Source organism: Micromonospora salmantinae (genome assembly GCF_022230905.1).
Classification (GTDB): domain Bacteria; phylum Actinomycetota; class Actinomycetes; order Mycobacteriales; family Micromonosporaceae; genus Micromonospora; species Micromonospora salmantinae.
On the sequence record NZ_JAKKFG010000045.1, the window covers coordinates 216,775 to 232,906 of the forward strand.

General features: G+C 71.9%; 16 protein-coding genes. 11 read left to right on the forward strand and 5 right to left on the reverse strand.

The annotated features are described in order from the left end of the window. Positions 1–108: 108 nt before the first annotated feature. Entirely contained in the window at positions 109–798 is a 690-nt protein-coding gene (locus PSH03_RS29895) for a TIGR03089 family protein (RefSeq protein WP_210784896.1), read from the reverse strand. A 154-nt stretch (positions 799–952) separates the two neighbouring features. On the opposite strand from PSH03_RS29895, the gene PSH03_RS29900 reads away from it, so the two are divergent. Further along, positions 953–2,098 (forward strand): glycosyltransferase family 4 protein, encoded by a 1,146-nt coding sequence (locus tag PSH03_RS29900; RefSeq protein WP_112582435.1) that lies wholly within the window; start codon positions 953–955, stop codon positions 2,096–2,098. 63 nt (positions 2,099–2,161) lie between these two features. Beyond that, positions 2,162–3,253 carry a mannose-1-phosphate guanylyltransferase gene (locus PSH03_RS29905; RefSeq protein ID WP_210784895.1) on the forward strand — a complete coding sequence of 364 codons (1,092 nt, stop codon included), beginning with the start codon at positions 2,162–2,164 and terminating at the stop codon, positions 3,251–3,253. Here the strand turns inward: PSH03_RS29905 and PSH03_RS29910 are convergent. After that, on the reverse strand, positions 3,222–3,839 hold the full coding sequence (locus PSH03_RS29910) for an NUDIX hydrolase (protein WP_210784894.1): 618 nt from the start codon (positions 3,837–3,839) through the stop codon (positions 3,222–3,224). The genes PSH03_RS29905 and PSH03_RS29910 overlap by 32 nt on opposite strands. A gap of 39 nt (positions 3,840–3,878) precedes the next feature. On the opposite strand from PSH03_RS29910, the gene PSH03_RS29915 reads away from it, so the two are divergent. Together PSH03_RS29915 and PSH03_RS29920 are read left to right on the forward strand one after the other, a co-directional pair. Then, the gene (locus PSH03_RS29915) at positions 3,879–4,925 is read left to right on the forward strand and encodes a DUF4185 domain-containing protein (RefSeq protein WP_238691074.1); all 1,047 of its coding nucleotides are present in this window, start codon (positions 3,879–3,881) and stop codon (positions 4,923–4,925) included. A gap of 278 nt (positions 4,926–5,203) precedes the next feature. Beyond that, positions 5,204–6,196: an ArsR/SmtB family transcription factor gene (locus tag PSH03_RS29920; protein WP_210784892.1), complete on the forward strand. Its 993-nt coding sequence runs from the start codon at positions 5,204–5,206 to the stop codon at positions 6,194–6,196. A 30-nt stretch (positions 6,197–6,226) separates the two neighbouring features. Here the strand turns inward: PSH03_RS29920 and PSH03_RS29925 are convergent, their stop codons facing one another. Further along, positions 6,227–7,312 (reverse strand): coenzyme F420-0:L-glutamate ligase, encoded by a 1,086-nt coding sequence (locus tag PSH03_RS29925; RefSeq protein ID WP_210784891.1) that lies wholly within the window; start codon positions 7,310–7,312, stop codon positions 6,227–6,229. Next, positions 7,309–8,256 carry a 2-phospho-L-lactate transferase gene (gene cofD / locus PSH03_RS29930; protein ID WP_210784890.1) on the reverse strand — a complete coding sequence of 316 codons (948 nt, stop codon included), beginning with the start codon at positions 8,254–8,256 and terminating at the stop codon, positions 7,309–7,311. Before cofD ends, PSH03_RS29925 begins: the two co-directional genes overlap by 4 nt. Positions 8,257–8,354: 98 nt before the next feature. Between cofD and PSH03_RS29935 the strand changes: the two genes are divergently transcribed. The 6 genes from PSH03_RS29935 to PSH03_RS29960 all read left to right on the forward strand — a co-directional run bounded on the left by PSH03_RS29935 (position 8,355) and on the right by PSH03_RS29960 (position 15,071). Next, positions 8,355–9,353: a hypothetical protein gene (locus tag PSH03_RS29935; RefSeq protein ID WP_238691075.1), complete on the forward strand. Its 999-nt coding sequence runs from the start codon at positions 8,355–8,357 to the stop codon at positions 9,351–9,353. Between the two features lie 222 nt (positions 9,354–9,575). Beyond that, the gene (locus PSH03_RS29940; RefSeq protein WP_238691076.1) at positions 9,576–12,119 is read left to right on the forward strand and encodes a bifunctional FO biosynthesis protein CofGH; all 2,544 of its coding nucleotides are present in this window, start codon (positions 9,576–9,578) and stop codon (positions 12,117–12,119) included. Positions 12,120–12,281: 162 nt separating this feature from the next. Next, on the forward strand, positions 12,282–12,560 hold the full coding sequence (locus PSH03_RS29945; protein ID WP_210784887.1) for a hypothetical protein: 279 nt from the start codon (positions 12,282–12,284) through the stop codon (positions 12,558–12,560). Positions 12,561–12,611: 51 nt separating this feature from the next. Further along, the gene (locus PSH03_RS29950; protein ID WP_238691077.1) at positions 12,612–14,006 is read left to right on the forward strand and encodes a DUF4331 domain-containing protein; all 1,395 of its coding nucleotides are present in this window, start codon (positions 12,612–12,614) and stop codon (positions 14,004–14,006) included. A 19-nt stretch (positions 14,007–14,025) separates the two neighbouring features. Beyond that, positions 14,026–14,355 (forward strand): phospholipase, encoded by a 330-nt coding sequence (locus PSH03_RS29955; protein WP_238691078.1) that lies wholly within the window; start codon positions 14,026–14,028, stop codon positions 14,353–14,355. Positions 14,356–14,813: 458 nt separating this feature from the next. After that, positions 14,814–15,071 carry a WhiB family transcriptional regulator gene (locus tag PSH03_RS29960; RefSeq protein WP_007455784.1) on the forward strand — a complete coding sequence of 86 codons (258 nt, stop codon included), beginning with the start codon at positions 14,814–14,816 and terminating at the stop codon, positions 15,069–15,071. A 73-nt stretch (positions 15,072–15,144) separates the two neighbouring features. On the opposite strand, the gene PSH03_RS29965 is transcribed toward PSH03_RS29960, so the two are convergent. Continuing rightward, the gene (locus PSH03_RS29965) at positions 15,145–15,594 is read right to left on the reverse strand and encodes a metallopeptidase family protein (RefSeq protein WP_074316962.1); all 450 of its coding nucleotides are present in this window, start codon (positions 15,592–15,594) and stop codon (positions 15,145–15,147) included. Between the two features lie 153 nt (positions 15,595–15,747). On the opposite strand from PSH03_RS29965, the gene PSH03_RS29970 reads away from it, so the two are divergent. Next, positions 15,748–16,116 carry a DUF3499 domain-containing protein gene (locus PSH03_RS29970; protein WP_238691079.1) on the forward strand — a complete coding sequence of 123 codons (369 nt, stop codon included), beginning with the start codon at positions 15,748–15,750 and terminating at the stop codon, positions 16,114–16,116. Positions 16,117–16,132: the final 16 nt, after the last annotated feature.

Consider the following 16,132-nt stretch of genomic DNA (forward strand, 5'->3'; position numbering starts at 1 on the left):
TTGCACTTGCTGTCCCGACCTAAGGGGCATCCCGCCCATCTCGACAACCGAAACTGCAAGATCGCCGGGCCGGGCGGGCGGGGCCGGGGCGGGCCGGGGCGGGGCGGGTTACGGGAGGGTGTGGGTGACCTTTTCGGTGGCTTGGCGGCTGGCCAGGCGGGCCGGGTCCTGGTTGGCGCAGAGGACGACTGTGGCGGCCCGGGTCAGTGGGGCCAGCAGCCAGTCGACCGGGTCGGGGTGACGGCCGGCGTCAACCAGGACCCGCGCGCCGGGCTCGATGCCCAACTCGGTGGCGCGGGCCTCGGCACGACCCAGCAGGTGCGCGTCGGTGGGGCCACTGCCGGATTGCGGCGTGAAGTGGTCACCGTGTCCGCGTACCTCGACGACGTAGTCGGCGAACCCGGGCGGCACCTGCCTAAGCGGGGCGGCGAGCGGGGCCAATCCGAGGGCGTACCGCTCGTCGGCGGACCAGGACTGCGCCTCGTCGAACCTGTCGGCGGCGGCGAAGAGCACCCCCACGTCGCCCGGCGTGTCGACGACGCTCAGCTTGGCCGACCAGCAGGCCAGCAGCACCGCAGCGGTCTGCCAGTGTGGCGGCAGCAGCACGCCGGCCGGGGTGCCCGGCGCGAGGCCGACCTCGTCGACGAGGAGGTTGGCGGTCTTCGCCACCCAGTTCGCCAAGGTGACGCCGGAGAGTTCGGTGCGGTCGCCGGTGGCGTCATCGTACCAGGTGAGCAGCGGTCGGGTCGGGTCGGTCGCGATCGCGTCGGCGAACACCCGGGCAATGTTGTCGGCCATCGGCGCGAACGATACGCCCCTGTGGGCCGTACTCGATGACGATGGCAAGTCGGCGTACCGTCGGGTCGCAGTCAGCGTCGGCCCCGCGCCCCGGCGTAGGCTTTACCCCCGGAGTGTTGTTCCCCACAGGCCCGCCAGTTCAAGGAGTCGCCCCGTGACCGCCGGTCGCCCGCCCCGCGTGCTCATCGACGCCACGAGTGTCCCCACCGACCGTGGTGGTGTCGGTCGATACGTCGACGGTCTGCTCGGTGCCCTCGGCAAGGTGTGCGGGTCGGGGGTGGAGCTGGCGGTGGTCAGTCTCCGCACCGACCTCGAGCGGTACACCCGCATGCTGCCGGGCGCGGAGATCATCCCGGCCCCGGCCGCCGTGGCGCACCGCCCGGCCCGGCTGGCCTGGGAGCAGACCGGCCTGCCGCTGCTCGCCCAGCAGGTGGGCGCAGAGGTGCTGCACTCGCCCTTCTACACCTGCCCGCTGCGGGCCGGGTGTCCGGTCACGGTCACCGTGCACGATGCGACGTTCTTCACTGAGCCGGAGCATTACGACAAGTCGCGCCGCACGTTCTTCCGCAGCGCCATCAAGACCTCGCTGCGCCGCGCCGACCGGGTGATCGTGCCCAGCAAGGCCACCCGGGACGAGCTGATCCGGCTGCTCGACGCCGACCCGACGCGGATCGACGTGGCGTACCACGGCGTCGACCAGGCTGCCTTCCACGCTCCCACCGAGGAGGAGAAGGCCCGGGTACGCGCGCGTCTGGGGCTGGGCAACAGCAGCTACGTCGCCTTCCTCGGTGCCAAGGAGCCTCGGAAGAACGTGCCCAACCTGATCCGTGGGTGGGCGCGGGCGGTGGCTGACCGGGTCGACCCGCCGGCCCTGGTGATCGCCGGTGGGCAGGGGCACGACGAAGACATCGACCGGGCGGTGGCCGAGGTGCCGTCGCACCTGCGTCTGCTGCGCCCCGGTTACCTGCGTTACGCCGACCTGCCGGGTTTCCTCGGCGGTGCCCTGGTCGCCGCGTACCCGTCCTACGGCGAGGGGTTCGGGCTGCCGATCCTGGAGGCGATGGCGTGCGCCGCCCCGGTGCTGACCACGCCCCGGCTCTCGCTGCCCGAGGTGGGCGGCGACGCGGTCGCGTACACCTCGGAGGACCCGGAGCAGATCGGCACCGACCTGGCTGCCCTGCTCGACGACGAGCAGCGGCGGTTGTCGCTGGCGAAGGCGGGGTTCGACCGGGCCAAGGAGTTCACCTGGGAGTCCAGCGCCGAGGTGCACATCGCGGCGTGGAGTCGCGCCCGTTCCTGATCCTCCGCGCCGCTGCGGGTGACCCGTGCCACTTTGGGCAGGTACGTCGGGCATGATGTGCGGATGCTCTATGCGGTCATTCCGGCAGGTGGCAGTGGCACGAGGTTGTGGCCGTTGTCCCGCGCCGGTCATCCCAAGTTCCTCCACCCGCTGACCGGCACCAGCGCCTCACTGCTCCAGGCGACAGTCGAACGGCTCGCGCCGCTGACCACACCGGACCGGACCCTTGTGGTCACCGGTGCCGCGCACGTCGCGGCGGTGGCACGGCAGCTGACAGTGCTGCCGGAGGAGAACATCCTGGTCGAGCCCTCTCCCCGGGATTCCTGCGCGGCGATCGCGTTGGCCGCCGCGGTGATCGCGACGCGTGACCCGAACGCGGTGATGGGCAGCTTCGCGGCCGACCACCTGATCCGCGACCCGGACAGCTGGGTCTGCACGGTCCAGGAGGCGGTCCGCGGGGCAGAGCAGGGCATGCTGATGACCGTCGGGATCACTCCGACCCGTGCGGAGACCGGCTACGGCTACCTGGAGACCGGCGATCCGACCGAGGGTGTGCCGTGGCGGCCGGTGGCCGAGTTCAAGGAGAAGCCGGCAGCCGAGGTCGCCGAGGCGTACGTCAGTTCGGGCCGGCACCTGTGGAACGCGAGCATGTTCGTGTGGCGGGTGGACGTCTTCCTCGCCGAGCTGGCCCGCCAGCAGCCGGCACTGCACGCCGGCGTCGCCGCGATCGCCGCCGCCTGGGGCACCCCGGAGCAGGACGACGTCCTGGGCGCGATCTGGCCGACCCTGCCGAAGATCTCCGTCGACTACGCGGTGATGGAGGGCGCGGCCACGGCGGGTCGGGTCGCGACGGTGCCGGGCGACTTCGGCTGGAACGACGTCGGTGACTTCCACACCCTGGGCGACGTGCTGCCGGCCGACGACGCGGGCAACGTGGTGCTCGGCACGGAGGCCAAGCCGGGCGTGCTGCTGCGGGACAGCAGCAACCTCGTGGTCGTCCCGCAGTCGGGTCGGCTGGTGGCCGTGCTCGGTCTGCGCGACCTGATCGTGGTGGACACCCCGGACGCGGTGCTGGTCTGCCCGCGCGACCGGGCGCAGGACGTCAAGGCCCTGGTCGACGAGCTCAAGGAGCGAGGCGAAGAGGGCTACGTCTGAGGGCTGCCAGTGCCGGCGCGACCTGTTGCGCGGTCCCGCCGGCCAGTGGTTCGGGCAGCTGGTCCGGTGGGAACCAGCCCAGCGCCTCGGCCTCGTCGCTGACATGCTCCACCGCCGCCGGCGGGGCGAGCACGGCGAACCGTACGTCGTGGTGCGCGGACCCGCCCTGACACTGCACCGGGTGCACGTCCACGTCGATCGGCACCGGGTCGATGCGCAGGCCGGCGATTCCGGACTCCTCGGTGGCCTCGCGGAGGGCGGCGGCGACCAGGGTCTGGTCGACCGGCTCACAGTGCCCGCCGAGCTGCACCCACCACCCGAACTTGACGTGCAGGCAGAGCAGCACCCGCGAGCCGGTGGCGTCCAGCACCAACGCGCTGGCGGTGACGTGCCCCGGTCGGTGCTGCCGGCTCATCGCGATCGGACCGGCGGCGAGCAAGGTGAGGGTCCGGTCCCGCGCGTTGGCAGCGCCCGGGCTGGTGGGCTGCCAGCCCTCCAGCAACGCGGTGGCGTCGGCATGCAACGCGGCGTACGCCTCGGGGCCGGTCGTCTGGGCGGTCGGGCCGGTGATCACGGTGTCGGGCACCCCGCCACTGTACGAGCGTGTGCTCCGTACGCTGGCACGGTGACAGTGCGACTCGTCGAATTCGTGGTGGCCGGCAACGAGGCCAGCGATCTGCTGCCGGTGCGGTCGGCGGCGCTGCTGCGCGCGTACGCTGCCCGGCGGGGTTTCTGGACCGTGCTGGACGAGGGGCCGGTGGAGCGCTGCCTCGCGTTGCTGCTGAAGCGCGACGACGGGGAGTGGACGGCACTGCACGTGCGCGCGGATGCCGGTGTGGAGAACGGGCGGACCGAGGACGGTGAGGCGCTCGCCCACCACGACGGCTGGGTGTACGTGTTCGGCTCCCACTTCGGCTCGAAGGCTGGCCCGCTGCGACCTCGGCGCGCCTTCGTGGCCCGGTTCCGTGAGGACGACGCGGCGGCCGGGCCGCTGCCGGTGCACGTGGTACGCAACTCGTTTCGACTGCACCGAGCGGTGAACGATGCTCTAGCCGCGGCGCCGCTGACCCTCCTGCCGGCGGGGGAGCGGGTGCGGGAGCGGTTCATCGTGGAGACGCTGGCCCGGGGGACCGTCCGGGAGAAGAGCTGGGTGAGCCGGTTGGCCCCGGACGACCTGCCGTTGAACGTGGAGGCGGCGGCGTTCACCCCGGCCGGGACGGTGCTGCTCGGGCTGCGTTTTCCGGTCACCGACGCCGGTGAGCCGATCCTGGTCGAGGTGGCCGGTGTGCCGGGCATGTTCACTGCCGAGCGGGCGTGGCCGCGGGCCTTGGGCGCGTACGTGTTGACAGGTGTCACTCCGCCGGGGCAGCTGACCGGCTTCCGCGCGATCACCCCGACGGTGGACGGCGGGTACGCGGCCGTGATCGGCTCGATCGACGCGTTGGGCAAGGGGTCGGTCCTGCTCGACGACCACCCGGGTGGGGGTGAGGTCACCTCCCGACACGTTCGCTTCCGGCTCACCGGTGGCGAGGCGGGCGACGGGCGGCGGCTCGTCGGGGAGCAGGTGGCGGACCTGGCCCCGTTCCACCACGTCGAGGGGGTGGCGGAGCTGGACGGACGGTCGTTCTACGTCACGGACGAGGACCATCGGGTCGCGCTCTGGGTCGGCTGAGTCGGCGCGGGACCGGGATGACCGGACGGCACCTCTGCGGAGCAAGGGCCGCAGACCCTCGTGGTGCCGTCCGATCACCGGGGCCTCCCCGGTCCCGGTGCCCCGGCAGCACGGGCGTCATGGACGCGCGGCGCCGTGTTCGGGCATGGGAAGCATGCCGAACCGGCCCCGGAGGCGTCGAGGTTTTTCAGTCCAGGCTTAAAGATGGAGATTACTGCCGGCCAGGTAGAGTCGAACGGTCATCCGGCATCCCCCTGCCGGCGACACAGGAGCGCTCCATGCTGAAGATCCACTTTTCTGGGGAGGACATCCTCCGGACCCGGGTGGCGCCGGCGGCGGACCCGGTCTGGGAGCTGGTCCTCAGCCTGCACGTGCTGCGCGGCCGCACCCGCGATCCGCTGACTGCCAACTGGCGGCGCAGCGTGGCCCGGGACCTGCGCCAGGACTCGGCCTCCGAGCAGCTCCGCCTGCTCTTCGCGTTGAACCCACCGCGTGGCTACTTCCCCGACTTCCTCACCCCGTACGCCAGCGTCGAGGGCTTCGAGGCCGGGCTGGACGCGCTCCGCCGTACCCCCGCCGAGTTGCTGCACCGGGACCTGAGCGTGCTGGCCGCGGAGAATCAGCTGCCCTCCTCGGCGGCAGCGCTCGCTCGCGGTGAGGTGTCGGCGCTGCACCACCTGGCCGAGTCGATGGAGCAGTACCGGTCGGTGGCGATCAGCCCGTACTGGAGCCGGATCCAGGCCGCGGTCGCGGCGGACCGCACGCGGCGGGCGCGGGCGCTGCTCGACGGCGGCGTCGAGGGCCTGCTCACCAGCCTCCGGCCGGCGATGCGCTGGGAGAGCGGGGTGCTGGAGATCCACAGCTACCCGCACAGCCGGGAGCTGCACCTGGACGGCCGTGGGCTGCTTCTGGTGCCGTCGTTCTTCTGCGCGACCACCCCTGTCGCACTGCTCGACCCGGCGCTGCCACCGGTGCTGGTCTACCCGGTGGACCGGCTGGGCGCGCTGGTCTCCGCCGACGCCAGCGCCGCGTCCGGTGCCGCCCGCGAATCACTCGCCGCGCTGCTGGGCCGCACCAGGGCGGCGGTGTTGCAGGCCAGCGACGAGGGCTGCACCACCGGCGAGGTCGCCCGCCAGCTCAACATCTCACCGGCGGCGGCGAGCCAGCACGCCACGGTGCTGCGCAACGCTGGTCTGCTGGTCAGCCACCGCGAACGCAACAGCGTGCTGCACACGTTGACCCCGCTGGGCCGGGCCATGCTGGACGCGTGACCCGGCCGTTCGCGCCGGCCGGAAGCGGTCCTACAGGGCGAGCGCGGCGTTCGCCGGGCTGCCGGGCGGTGGCGGCAACAGTGTCGACCCGACGCCCTGGGCGGCCAGGGCGACGCGCAGCCGGTGCAGGTCGGCACCGAAGCGGACCAGACCCATCGGCTCGATGGGCGTCGGGGCCGAGCCGAGCAGCAGGTCGGCGCCGTCCGGCCACCCGGGCATCTCGGCGACCAGACCGGCGCGTACCTCGGCCTCGTCGACCACTGTGAAGACAGTGCCGGGGGCGACCACCCCGGCGACCGCGTCGATCGCCCGTCGCACCGCGGTCAGGTCGGCCGGTGTCGGGCCGGGACCGTCGGTCAGGGTGGCGGCGTCGGAGAGCCCGGCGGCGCGTGCCTCGGCGGTACCGAGCGAGAACAGGTCCTGTGCCGCGTCGCGGATCAGCGCCCGTGCGCCACCGGCGTCGTCCGGACTGGTGGCCGGCAGGTAGCCCCGCACCACAGCGACGGGCACCTGATCGCACTTGCCCTTGATCAGTTCGCCGGCACCCGCCAACTCGTCCACCACTGCCATCTGGGTCAACTGCAACTCGTTGCCGTACGGGTCGACCTCGCCCCGGTGGTCGCGGATGGCCGGCATCCCGGCCACCCCGAGCGCCACGTCGGTGAGCCCGTTGCGCCAGGGCCGGCCCATCGTGTCGCTGATGATCACGGCCAGGTCCAGGTCGTAGCGCTCCCGCAGCGCGTCCCGCAGCGCTCGCGCCGAGGCGTCCGGGTCGACCGGCAGCAGCACCAGTTGGGTCTTGTCCACGTTCGACGCGTCGATCCCCGCCGAGGCCATCACGAAGCCGTGGTGGGTCTGCACGATCCGGGTCGCCCCCCGGCTGGCCACCACCCGGGCGGTCTCACCGGCCAGGACCTCGTCCCGGGCGGCCAGCCGTTCCGGCCCGTCCGCCGGCACGTCGACGAGCCGCCCCTCCGCCTTGGAAACGATCTTGCTGGTCACCACCAGCACGTCGCCGTTGCGCAGCCACGGCGCGGCGGTAGCGATCACCGCAGCCAGGTCGTCACCCTCGGTCACGTGGCCGATGCCGAGCACCGGCAGAATCTCCAGCCTCACGTCAACTCCACCGCGGCGCGGACCATGGCCGCCGTCGCCGCCTCGTCGGTCATCCGCAGCGGCACCGCGCGGACCGTCACCTCAGGCACCACAGTGCCCGCGTCCTCCTCGGCCACCAGCCAACCGTCGAGCAGGCCGCCGCTCGCCCGGCCGCCGTAGAGCCGACCCACCCCCGCCGCGCTGCACTCCACACCGAGCACGGCCAGACAACGGTCGGCCATCCCCCGCACCGGCGCGCCGCCGATGATCGGGGAGACACCCACCACCGGCGCCGGGCCGTCGGCCACCGCCGCACGCAGCCCCGGTACGGCCAGCACCGGCGCGACGCTCACCACCGGGTTGCTCGGCGCGATCAGCACCAGGTCGGCCGAGGCGATCGCGTCCAGCACCCCGGGGGCCGGCTTCGCCGTCTCCGCGCCGACGAACACGAAACGGTGCGTGGAAATGTCCGCTCGGTACCGTACCCACCACTCCTGGAAGTGGATCGCCCGCTGGCCCTGGTCGTCCTCCACCACGGCATGGGTCTCCAGGCGGTCGTCAGTCGCCGGCAACAGGCGTACGCCCGGCTCCCAGCGGCTGGCCAGCGCCTCGGTGACCGCGCTCAACGGGTAACCGCCGTTGAGCATGGTGCTGCGGACCAGGTGGGTGGCGATGTCCTTGTCGCCGAGGCCGAACCAGGTCGGCTCCGCCCCGTACGCGGCCAACTCCTGTTTGACGGTCCAGCTCTCGCCGACCCGACCCCAGCCTCGTTCCGGGTCGGCGCCCCCGCCGAGGGTGTACATGACGCTGTCCAGGTCGGGGCAGATCTTCAACCCGTGTAACCACAGGTCGTCGCCGACGTTGACAACGGCGGTCACCTCCGCGCCGACGTCACGGGCGTACGCCCGGACCCCGAGCAGGAACCGGGCGCCGCCGATGCCGCCGGCCAGAACCACGATGCGCATGTCGACCATCCTCGCGCACGTGACGCCTCCGATCCGTGGGTGGCCCGCGAGACTAGGCTCACGTGCACCCTGTCCGTTGATGCCCCGAGGGGGAACTCGTGACCAGCCCCGCCGAGCCCGCGTCCGCCGACGCGACGCAGGCCCGCCAGCTGACCAAGCCGTTACGGGAGCTCGCCGCGCTCGCGCTGCTTGGCGCCAACGCCGTGTTCCTCTTCGTGGGCCTGCTCCGGCTCATCGCCCCGAACGACTACAGCTCCTTCACCGACCGCGCGGGTAGCGCCTTCTACGCGTTCGTCGGGGTGGAGGCGGTGGGCCTCCCGCTGCTGGCGGTGCTGCTGGCCACGCACATCTCGCCGGTGTTGGCGAAGGCGAAACTGATCACGCAGGTAGCTGTCGTCGAGTACGCGGTCAGCGCCCTGTTCGGCACGCTGACCATGCTGATCTGGACGGTGGGCCGGCTGGCCGAGGCCGAGGTGCTCGACGCGCTGCTCGGTGTGCTCACCCGGTTCGCCTGGATGGTGATCTTCGCGATCGCCGCCTGGGTGGTCTACACCATCTGGCGCGCCCACTACTACGTGCCGCGACCCAAGCCGCAGCCGGGCGTCTACGGCCAGCCCCAGCCGGGGTGGCCGCAGCAGCAGGGGGGTTGGCCTGCCCCGGGTCAGCCCGGCGGCCAGCCGCAGGGCGGATGGCCCGCCCCCGGCCAGCCTGGCGGCTACCCGCAGGCGGGTCAGCCGGGCGGTTACCCGCAGGCCGGCCAGTACGGCCAGCAGTCGCCGCCGTTCCAGTCCCCGCAGTCGGCCCCGCCGCACCCGCAGTCGGCCCCGCCGTTCCCGCAGTCCGCGCCGCCGTTCCCGCAGTCCGCGCCGCCGTTCCAGGCACCGCAGTCCGCGCCGCCGGCGAACCCCGCCCCCCAGTCGGCGCCGCCGTCCCCGGCCGCGCCGCCGCCGTTCGGGCAGCCGCCGTCGGCCGACCCGACTCAGGCGATCCCGCGCCAGTCCGCGGACCCGACCGAGGTCATTTCCCACCCGGCCGATCCGGACACCGACCGGACCCAGCACATCAAGCCCACCGACCACCCCGACCAGCCCCGCTGAGTCCGCCAACCCCGTCGGCCCCCACCAACCCTCGTCGGCCCTCACTGACCCTCACTGACCCTCGTCGATCATGAAGTTATTGCCCGATCACGCGGCGTGTCGCGGCAATAACTTCATGATCAACGGGGAGAGCCGCCGGGAGGGGTGGGGGTGGGGGTGCCGTTTCCCACGGTGCGGGCTGGGCGCGGTGGGACAGGCTCGGGCTGCGCATAAGGTGAGTGGATGGTTGATCGCACCCACTCCGGCCCGAGCGATGCGAGCGTGCGGCGGGCCCTGGGCCGGGCCGGGAACGGGCGGGCGCTGGATGTCGACGAGGCGACGGCGCTGCTGTCCGCTCGTGGCGACGCGCTCGACGAGTTGCTGCGGCTCGCCGGAGGAATCCGCGACGCCGGGCTGCGGGACGCCGGGCGGCCGGGTGTGGTCACGTACTCCAAGAAGGTCTTCATTCCGCTGACCCGGCTCTGCCGGGACCGCTGCCACTACTGCACCTTCGCGACAGTGCCGCACCGGTTGCCGGCGCCGTTCCTGGACCGTGACGAGGTCCTCGCGATCGCCCGGGCCGGTGCCGCGCAGGGCTGCAAGGAGGCGCTGTTCACCCTGGGTGACCGGCCGGAGGAACGTTGGCCGGCGGCCCGGACCTGGTTGGACGAACGCGGTTACGACTCGACCCTGGACTATCTGCGCGCCTGTGCGGTGGCGGTGCTGGAGGAGACCGGCCTGCTGCCGCACCTCAATCCTGGGGTGCTGTCCTGGTCGGAGCTGCAACGGCTCAAGCCGGTCGCGCCGAGCATGGGCATGATGCTGGAGACGACAGCGACGCGGCTCTGGTCCGAGCCGGGTGGCCCGCACTTCGGCTCACCGGACAAGGAGCCGGCGGTCCGGTTGCGGGTGCTCGAGGACGCGGGCCGGGTCGGGGTGCCGTTCACCACCGGCATTTTGATCGGCATCGGGGAGACCCCGGCGGAGCGGGTGGACGCGCTCTTCGCGATCCGCCGCGCCCACCGGGAGTACGGCCACCTCCAGGAGGTGATCGTGCAGAACTTCCGCGCCAAGCCGGACACGGCGATGCGCGGCATGCCCGACGCGGAGCTGCACGACCTGGCCGCCACTGTGGCGGTGGCCCGGCTGCTGCTCGGCCCGAAGGCCCGGATCCAGGCCCCGCCGAACCTCATCGCCGGCGAGTACGACCTGCTGCTGCGCGCCGGCATCGACGACTGGGGCGGCGTCTCCCCGCTCACCCCCGACCACGTCAACCCGGAACGCCCCTGGCCGCAGATCGACGAGTTGGCCCGGCACACCGAGCTGGCCGGGTTCACGCTGCGGGAGCGGTTGACGATCTACCCGGAGTACGTGCGCGCGGGTGACCCGTGGCTCGACCCGCGGTTGCTGCCGCACGTCGGCGCCCTGGCCGATCCGTCGACGGGCATGGCGGTCGAGTCGGCGATGCCGCAGGGACGACCGTGGCAGGAGCCGGAGGAGGTGTTCGGCGGTCGGGTCGACCTGCACGCCACCATCGACACCACCGGTCGCACCGACGACCGGCGGGGCGACTTCGACAGCGTCTACGGCGACTGGGCCGAGGTCGCTGGCAAGGTCACCCCGGAGGCGACGGCCCGCCGGACGGGCGTACCCCTGGCAGCGGCCGGGAGTGGTGCGGACCGTGACCTGGCGGCCGGGCTGCGGCTCGCCGCCGACGACCCGGCGGCGCTGCTCGACCCCGGGCACACCGATGCCGCGCTGGCGCTGTTCGGCGCGGACGGGCCGGCGCTCGACGAGTTGTGCCGCCTCGCCGACGATGTGCGCCGCGCGGCGGTCGGCGACGACGTCACCTACGTGGTCAACCGCAACATCAACTTCAGCAACGTCTGCTACGTGGGCTGCCGGTTCTGTGCGTTCGCGCAGCGTGAGCGGGACGCCGACGCGTACCGGCTCTCTGTCGAGCAGGTCGCGGACCGGGCCGAGCAGGCGTGGGCCCTCGGTGCCAGCGAGGTGTGCCTCCAGGGCGGCATCGATCCGAAGATGCCGGTCACCGGGTACGCCGACATCGTGCGCGCGATCAAGGACCGGGTGCCCGAGATGCACGTGCACGCGTTCTCGCCCATGGAGATCGTCACCGCCGCCGCGAAGGCCGGGGTGCCGGTCCGTGAGTGGCTGCTCCAGTTGCGCGAGGCCGGGCTGGACACCATCCCGGGCACCGCCGCCGAGATCCTCGACGACGACGTGCGCTGGGTGCTGACCAAGGGCAAACTCCCGGCCGCCGCCTGGGTCGAGGTGGTCAGCACCGCCCACGAGCTGGGCATCCGGTCCAGCTCCACCATGATGTACGGCCACGTCGACCACCCCGGGCAGTGGCTGGCGCACTTCCGGGTGTTGGCCGGGGTGCAGGACCGCACCGGCGGGTTCACCGAGTTCGTGGCGCTGCCGTTCGTGCACACGAATGCTCCGATCTATCTGGCGGGTATCGCCCGACCCGGGCCGACCTGGCGGGAGAACCGGGTGGTGCACGCCATGTCCCGGCTGCTGCTGCACGGCCGGATCGACAACATCCAGTGCTCCTGGGTGAAGCTCGGTGACGAGGGCACTGTCGCGATGCTCGAGGGCGGCTGCAACGACCTCGGCGGCACCCTGATGGAGGAGACCATCTCCCGGATGGCCGGCTCCGACAATGGTTCTGCGCGTACCGAGGAGCAGTTGCGGGCCATCGCGACGGCCGCCGGTCGTCCGGCGCGCAAGCGGTCGACTGCGTACGGTCACGCCCGGCCCTGACGTCGAACCTTTCCCCGCCACCGGCCGTACCACGCGATGCCGGTGGCGGTCGCGGCGAGGACCGCCACCGGTGTCCCCTCAGGGGCCCGGCGGCGTCGCGAGACGGCACCGGACCCGTCCGTCTCCGCGGGCGCGCTCGCGCCACCGCCGGAAAGGTTGCCCATGACCAGTGATCAGCGGAAGCGGCAGTGGCCGCGACTGACCCGCCGGCAGACGTTGACCGCCGCGGCCAGCGCCACCCTTGGTGCCGCCGCCCTCACCGTGCCGGGCCTGTCGGCCGCGCAGAACGCCCCCGGCGCGGCCGGACGAGCCGACGAACCGATCGTCGTGCACCTGCGTGACGCCAACTCGGGAACGATGGACGTCTTCGTCGGTGAGACGCGCATCGAGGTACGCGACCGCGGCCTGGCGGACCGGCTGCGGCGCGCCGCCCGGCGCTGACCCGACCCTCCGCCCCGCCATCCTGTCCCCGCCCAGTGAGGTTGGTCCGTCATGTCTTCCCACCGCGAGGCCCCGGAGATAGCCAAGGATCCGGTCGCCGACAGCTCCGACCTGTACGCGTTCGTCAGCCCCGACAAGCGCGACACTGTCACGTTGATCGCCAACTACGTGCCGTTGCAGCTCCCCTCCGGGGGTCCGAACTTCTTCGAGTTCGGCGACGACGTGCGCTACGAGATCCATATCGACAACGACGGTGACGGTCGTCCGGATGTCACCTACCGGTTCGAATTCACCACCGAGATCACCAACCCGAACAGCTTTCTCTACAACACCGGTCCGATCGATTCGCTGGACAGCAAGAACTGGAACCGGCGGCAGTTCTACAGCCTGACCCGGGTGGCCGACGGCCGCGAGCACCGGCTGGCGCACAGGCTGCCCTGCCCGCCGTGCAACGTCGGCCCGCTGTCCACCCCGAAGTACGCCGACCTGGTGCGGCAGGCCACCTACTCGCTCTCCACGGGGGAGCGGGTCTTCGCGGGGCAGCGCGCCGACGGGTTCTTCGTGGACCTCGGGGCGATCTTCGACCTCGGCACGCTGCGGCCGTTCCAGCAACTGCACGTCGCCGGGAAGAAGATCTTCAAGGCGGAGGGGGAGCCGGTAAACGCCACCGACCGGATGAACGTGCACAGCATCGCGGTGCAGGTGCCGCTGGAGCGGGTGCGTCGACGCGCCAACCGGTACGGTGCCGCCGATCGGGCGTCGGTGATCGGGGTGTGGACGTCGGCGTCGCGTCGGCAGGTGCGGGTGCTCGGCGACCGGGGCGGGGCGGACACCAGCACCGGCCCGTTCACCCAGGTCTCGCGGTTGGGCAATCCACTGTTCAACGAGGTCATCGTGCCGATGTCCAAGAAGGACCTGTGGAACTCGCTGCCGCCGTCGGAGGACAAGCGCTTCGCCCAGTTCGTCGAGCAACCGGAGCTGGCCGTGTTGCTGCCGGCGCTCTACCCGGACGTCTTCCCCAACCTGGACAAGCTCACCAAGGCGAAGAAGGCCCGAGCTGATCTGGTGGCGATCCTGCTCACCGGCGTGCCGGCCGGGCTGATCGACGGCTTCACCAACGCCACCGGCGACGTGCAGGCCGACATGCTGCGACTGAACACGGCGATCCCGCCCACCAGGCGGCCGGACCGGTTCGGGGTGCTCGGTGGCGACCTGGCCGGGTTCCCGAACGGGCGGCGGGTCGGCGACGACGTGGTCAGCATCGCGTTGCGGGCCATCGCCGGGGTCACCGTCCCGCTGGTCGACAAGACGTTCCAACCGGACGCGGCGGCCGCCGCGGTCACCCCGGGGCTGAGCTCCGCCGACGTGACCGCGCCGTTCCTCGGAAACTTCCCCTACCTGGGTACGCCGTACGACGGGTTCAACAACCCGCCGGCGGCGTCCTGATCGGGCCGGGGGCGAGCGGATGCACGAGCACGCGTACGGGCCGTCGGAGACCGGGACAGTCGTCCTCGATCTGGGCGGTGACACCGGCGCCCTGATCGTCTACACGGGTCCGGATCTGCACGGCCGGGAGATCGAGATCAGTCGCGACGACGACCGGCGGGTCCACTCGGCGGTGCGTGAGCGTCGGGTGCGGGACGGCTCGTTCCACAGTGCGGTCTATCCCGATCTGCCGAGCGGAATCTATACCGTCTGGTGGGACGACTGTACGCCTGCCGGCACGATTTCCGTCCATGGTGGAGAGATAGCCGAGTTTGCCTGGCCCAGCAGCGGTTTCGGGGCCGCGGGCTGACCTCGACGCATCGGTTTCACCACCGTGCCCCGTCCACAATGTGGACGGGGCGCGAGTGCTGTCCGCAGCTCGACGGGCAGTCTGCGCCGCACCGCGTTAACCTGTCCCCCACCAAGATCAGCTTAGGGGTGGAGGTCTCTGGTGCCGTCCGGTCGGCGACTCGTCGGAGAAGCGCCACGGCAGAAAAGTCGGGCAACTCGCCGGAGAGGGCGTTACTCGGCCGGGGTCTGAATCGATAGGGCAGGTTGCGAGGCTGGACGGCCCGAGTGGCCGGCCGGGGGTGTCGGGAGGGCGACTCCATTATCAAGTTTGGCTTGACGGCGCACGCATTACACGCGTGTAATTTGAATGGGGTTGTTCGCACGGAACGCAACAAAACGGGACCGGACGGACAAGCACGCCTTTCGCGTGGGGGGTTGCAGCGGCGATGACGCCGGTGCGCGACAAGGAGGCATTTGATGGACGGCCAGCTTGAGGTGGCCGACCTGCTCGGAAACGCGCCGGAGTGGCAGGAGCGGGCGTTGTGCTCGCAGACCGACCCCGAGGCGTTCTTTCCCGAGAAGGGCGGCTCGACCCGCGAGGCGAAGCGGATCTGCTCGCGTTGCGAGGTCAAGACCGAGTGCCTCGAATACGCACTGGGTCACGACGAGCGGTTCGGCATCTGGGGTGGGCTCTCCGAGCGGGAGCGGCGCAAGTTGAAGCGGCGCGCAGCCTGAGCGGTGTGAGGTCGAGGCGGTGGGGGCCGCCCGACTCTCCGCTCGGGGGTCGGCTCAGGCTCGGGGGTTGGGCTCAGGCGAGCTCGTCCGGGTCTACTCCGAGAAGGTTCGCCACCTGTTCGATGATCACGTCATGGACGAGATCGGCGAGGTCCTCACGGTCCATCGCCCGGAACTCCAGGGGCCGCCGGTACAGCACGATCCGCGGCGGCACCTCCTGCCGGCCCGGGCGGCCGGGCAGCAGCCGGGCCAACGGGACCTCGCCGTCCTCCAGCACGTCCGAGTCGTAGACGTTCAGGTCCGGCGGGACGTCCTCGACCGCGAACTCGACCCCGGCCAGCTCCTTGGCGAACCGACGCTCCAGCGTCTCGACGGTGTCCAGGACCAGGTCGTCGAAGACCTCGGCCTTGGTCCGCGCCAGCGGGACGGTGGCCGGAACCAGCCGCCCGCGCAGGCCGCGCCCGTGCCGGTCACGATGCGCACGCCGGCCGGAGCCGGGGCGGCGGTGTTCCGGGCTCGTCATGAGGCAAAGGGTAGCGCCCGCGTCGGGCTGGCCAGCGGCAGCGCCGATCCCGTGGCGCGGCGCGCCCAGGACGGTCGAGTGTGATCACCATGACGGGCGTGTCGCAACGCGAAGCGATGCGCCGGACCCGGTAATGGAGATACCCTGCCGCACGTGAGGTCACCACGGCGCTGCTCCCGTAACGGCTGCCCCCGGCAAGCGGTCGCCACATTGACCTATGTCTACAACGAGTCGACAGCGGTGGTGGGGCCGCTGGCGGCGTTCGCCGAGCCGCACACGTACGACCTGTGCGAGCCGCACGCCCGTAGCCTGACCGCGCCGCGGGGCTGGGACGTCGTCCGACACGAGGGCGAGTTCGAGCCGCCGCCGCCCACGACTGACGACCTGGTCGCGCTGGCCGAAGCGGTCCGCGAAGCCGCCCGTCCGGCCCCCCGCCCCCCGGAGCCGGACCAGAACCGTCCCGAGCACCCCCACCAAACGGGCCGCCGAGGCCACCTCCGAGTAATCCCCCCCAACCACTAACCCCGCACCCCGCCCG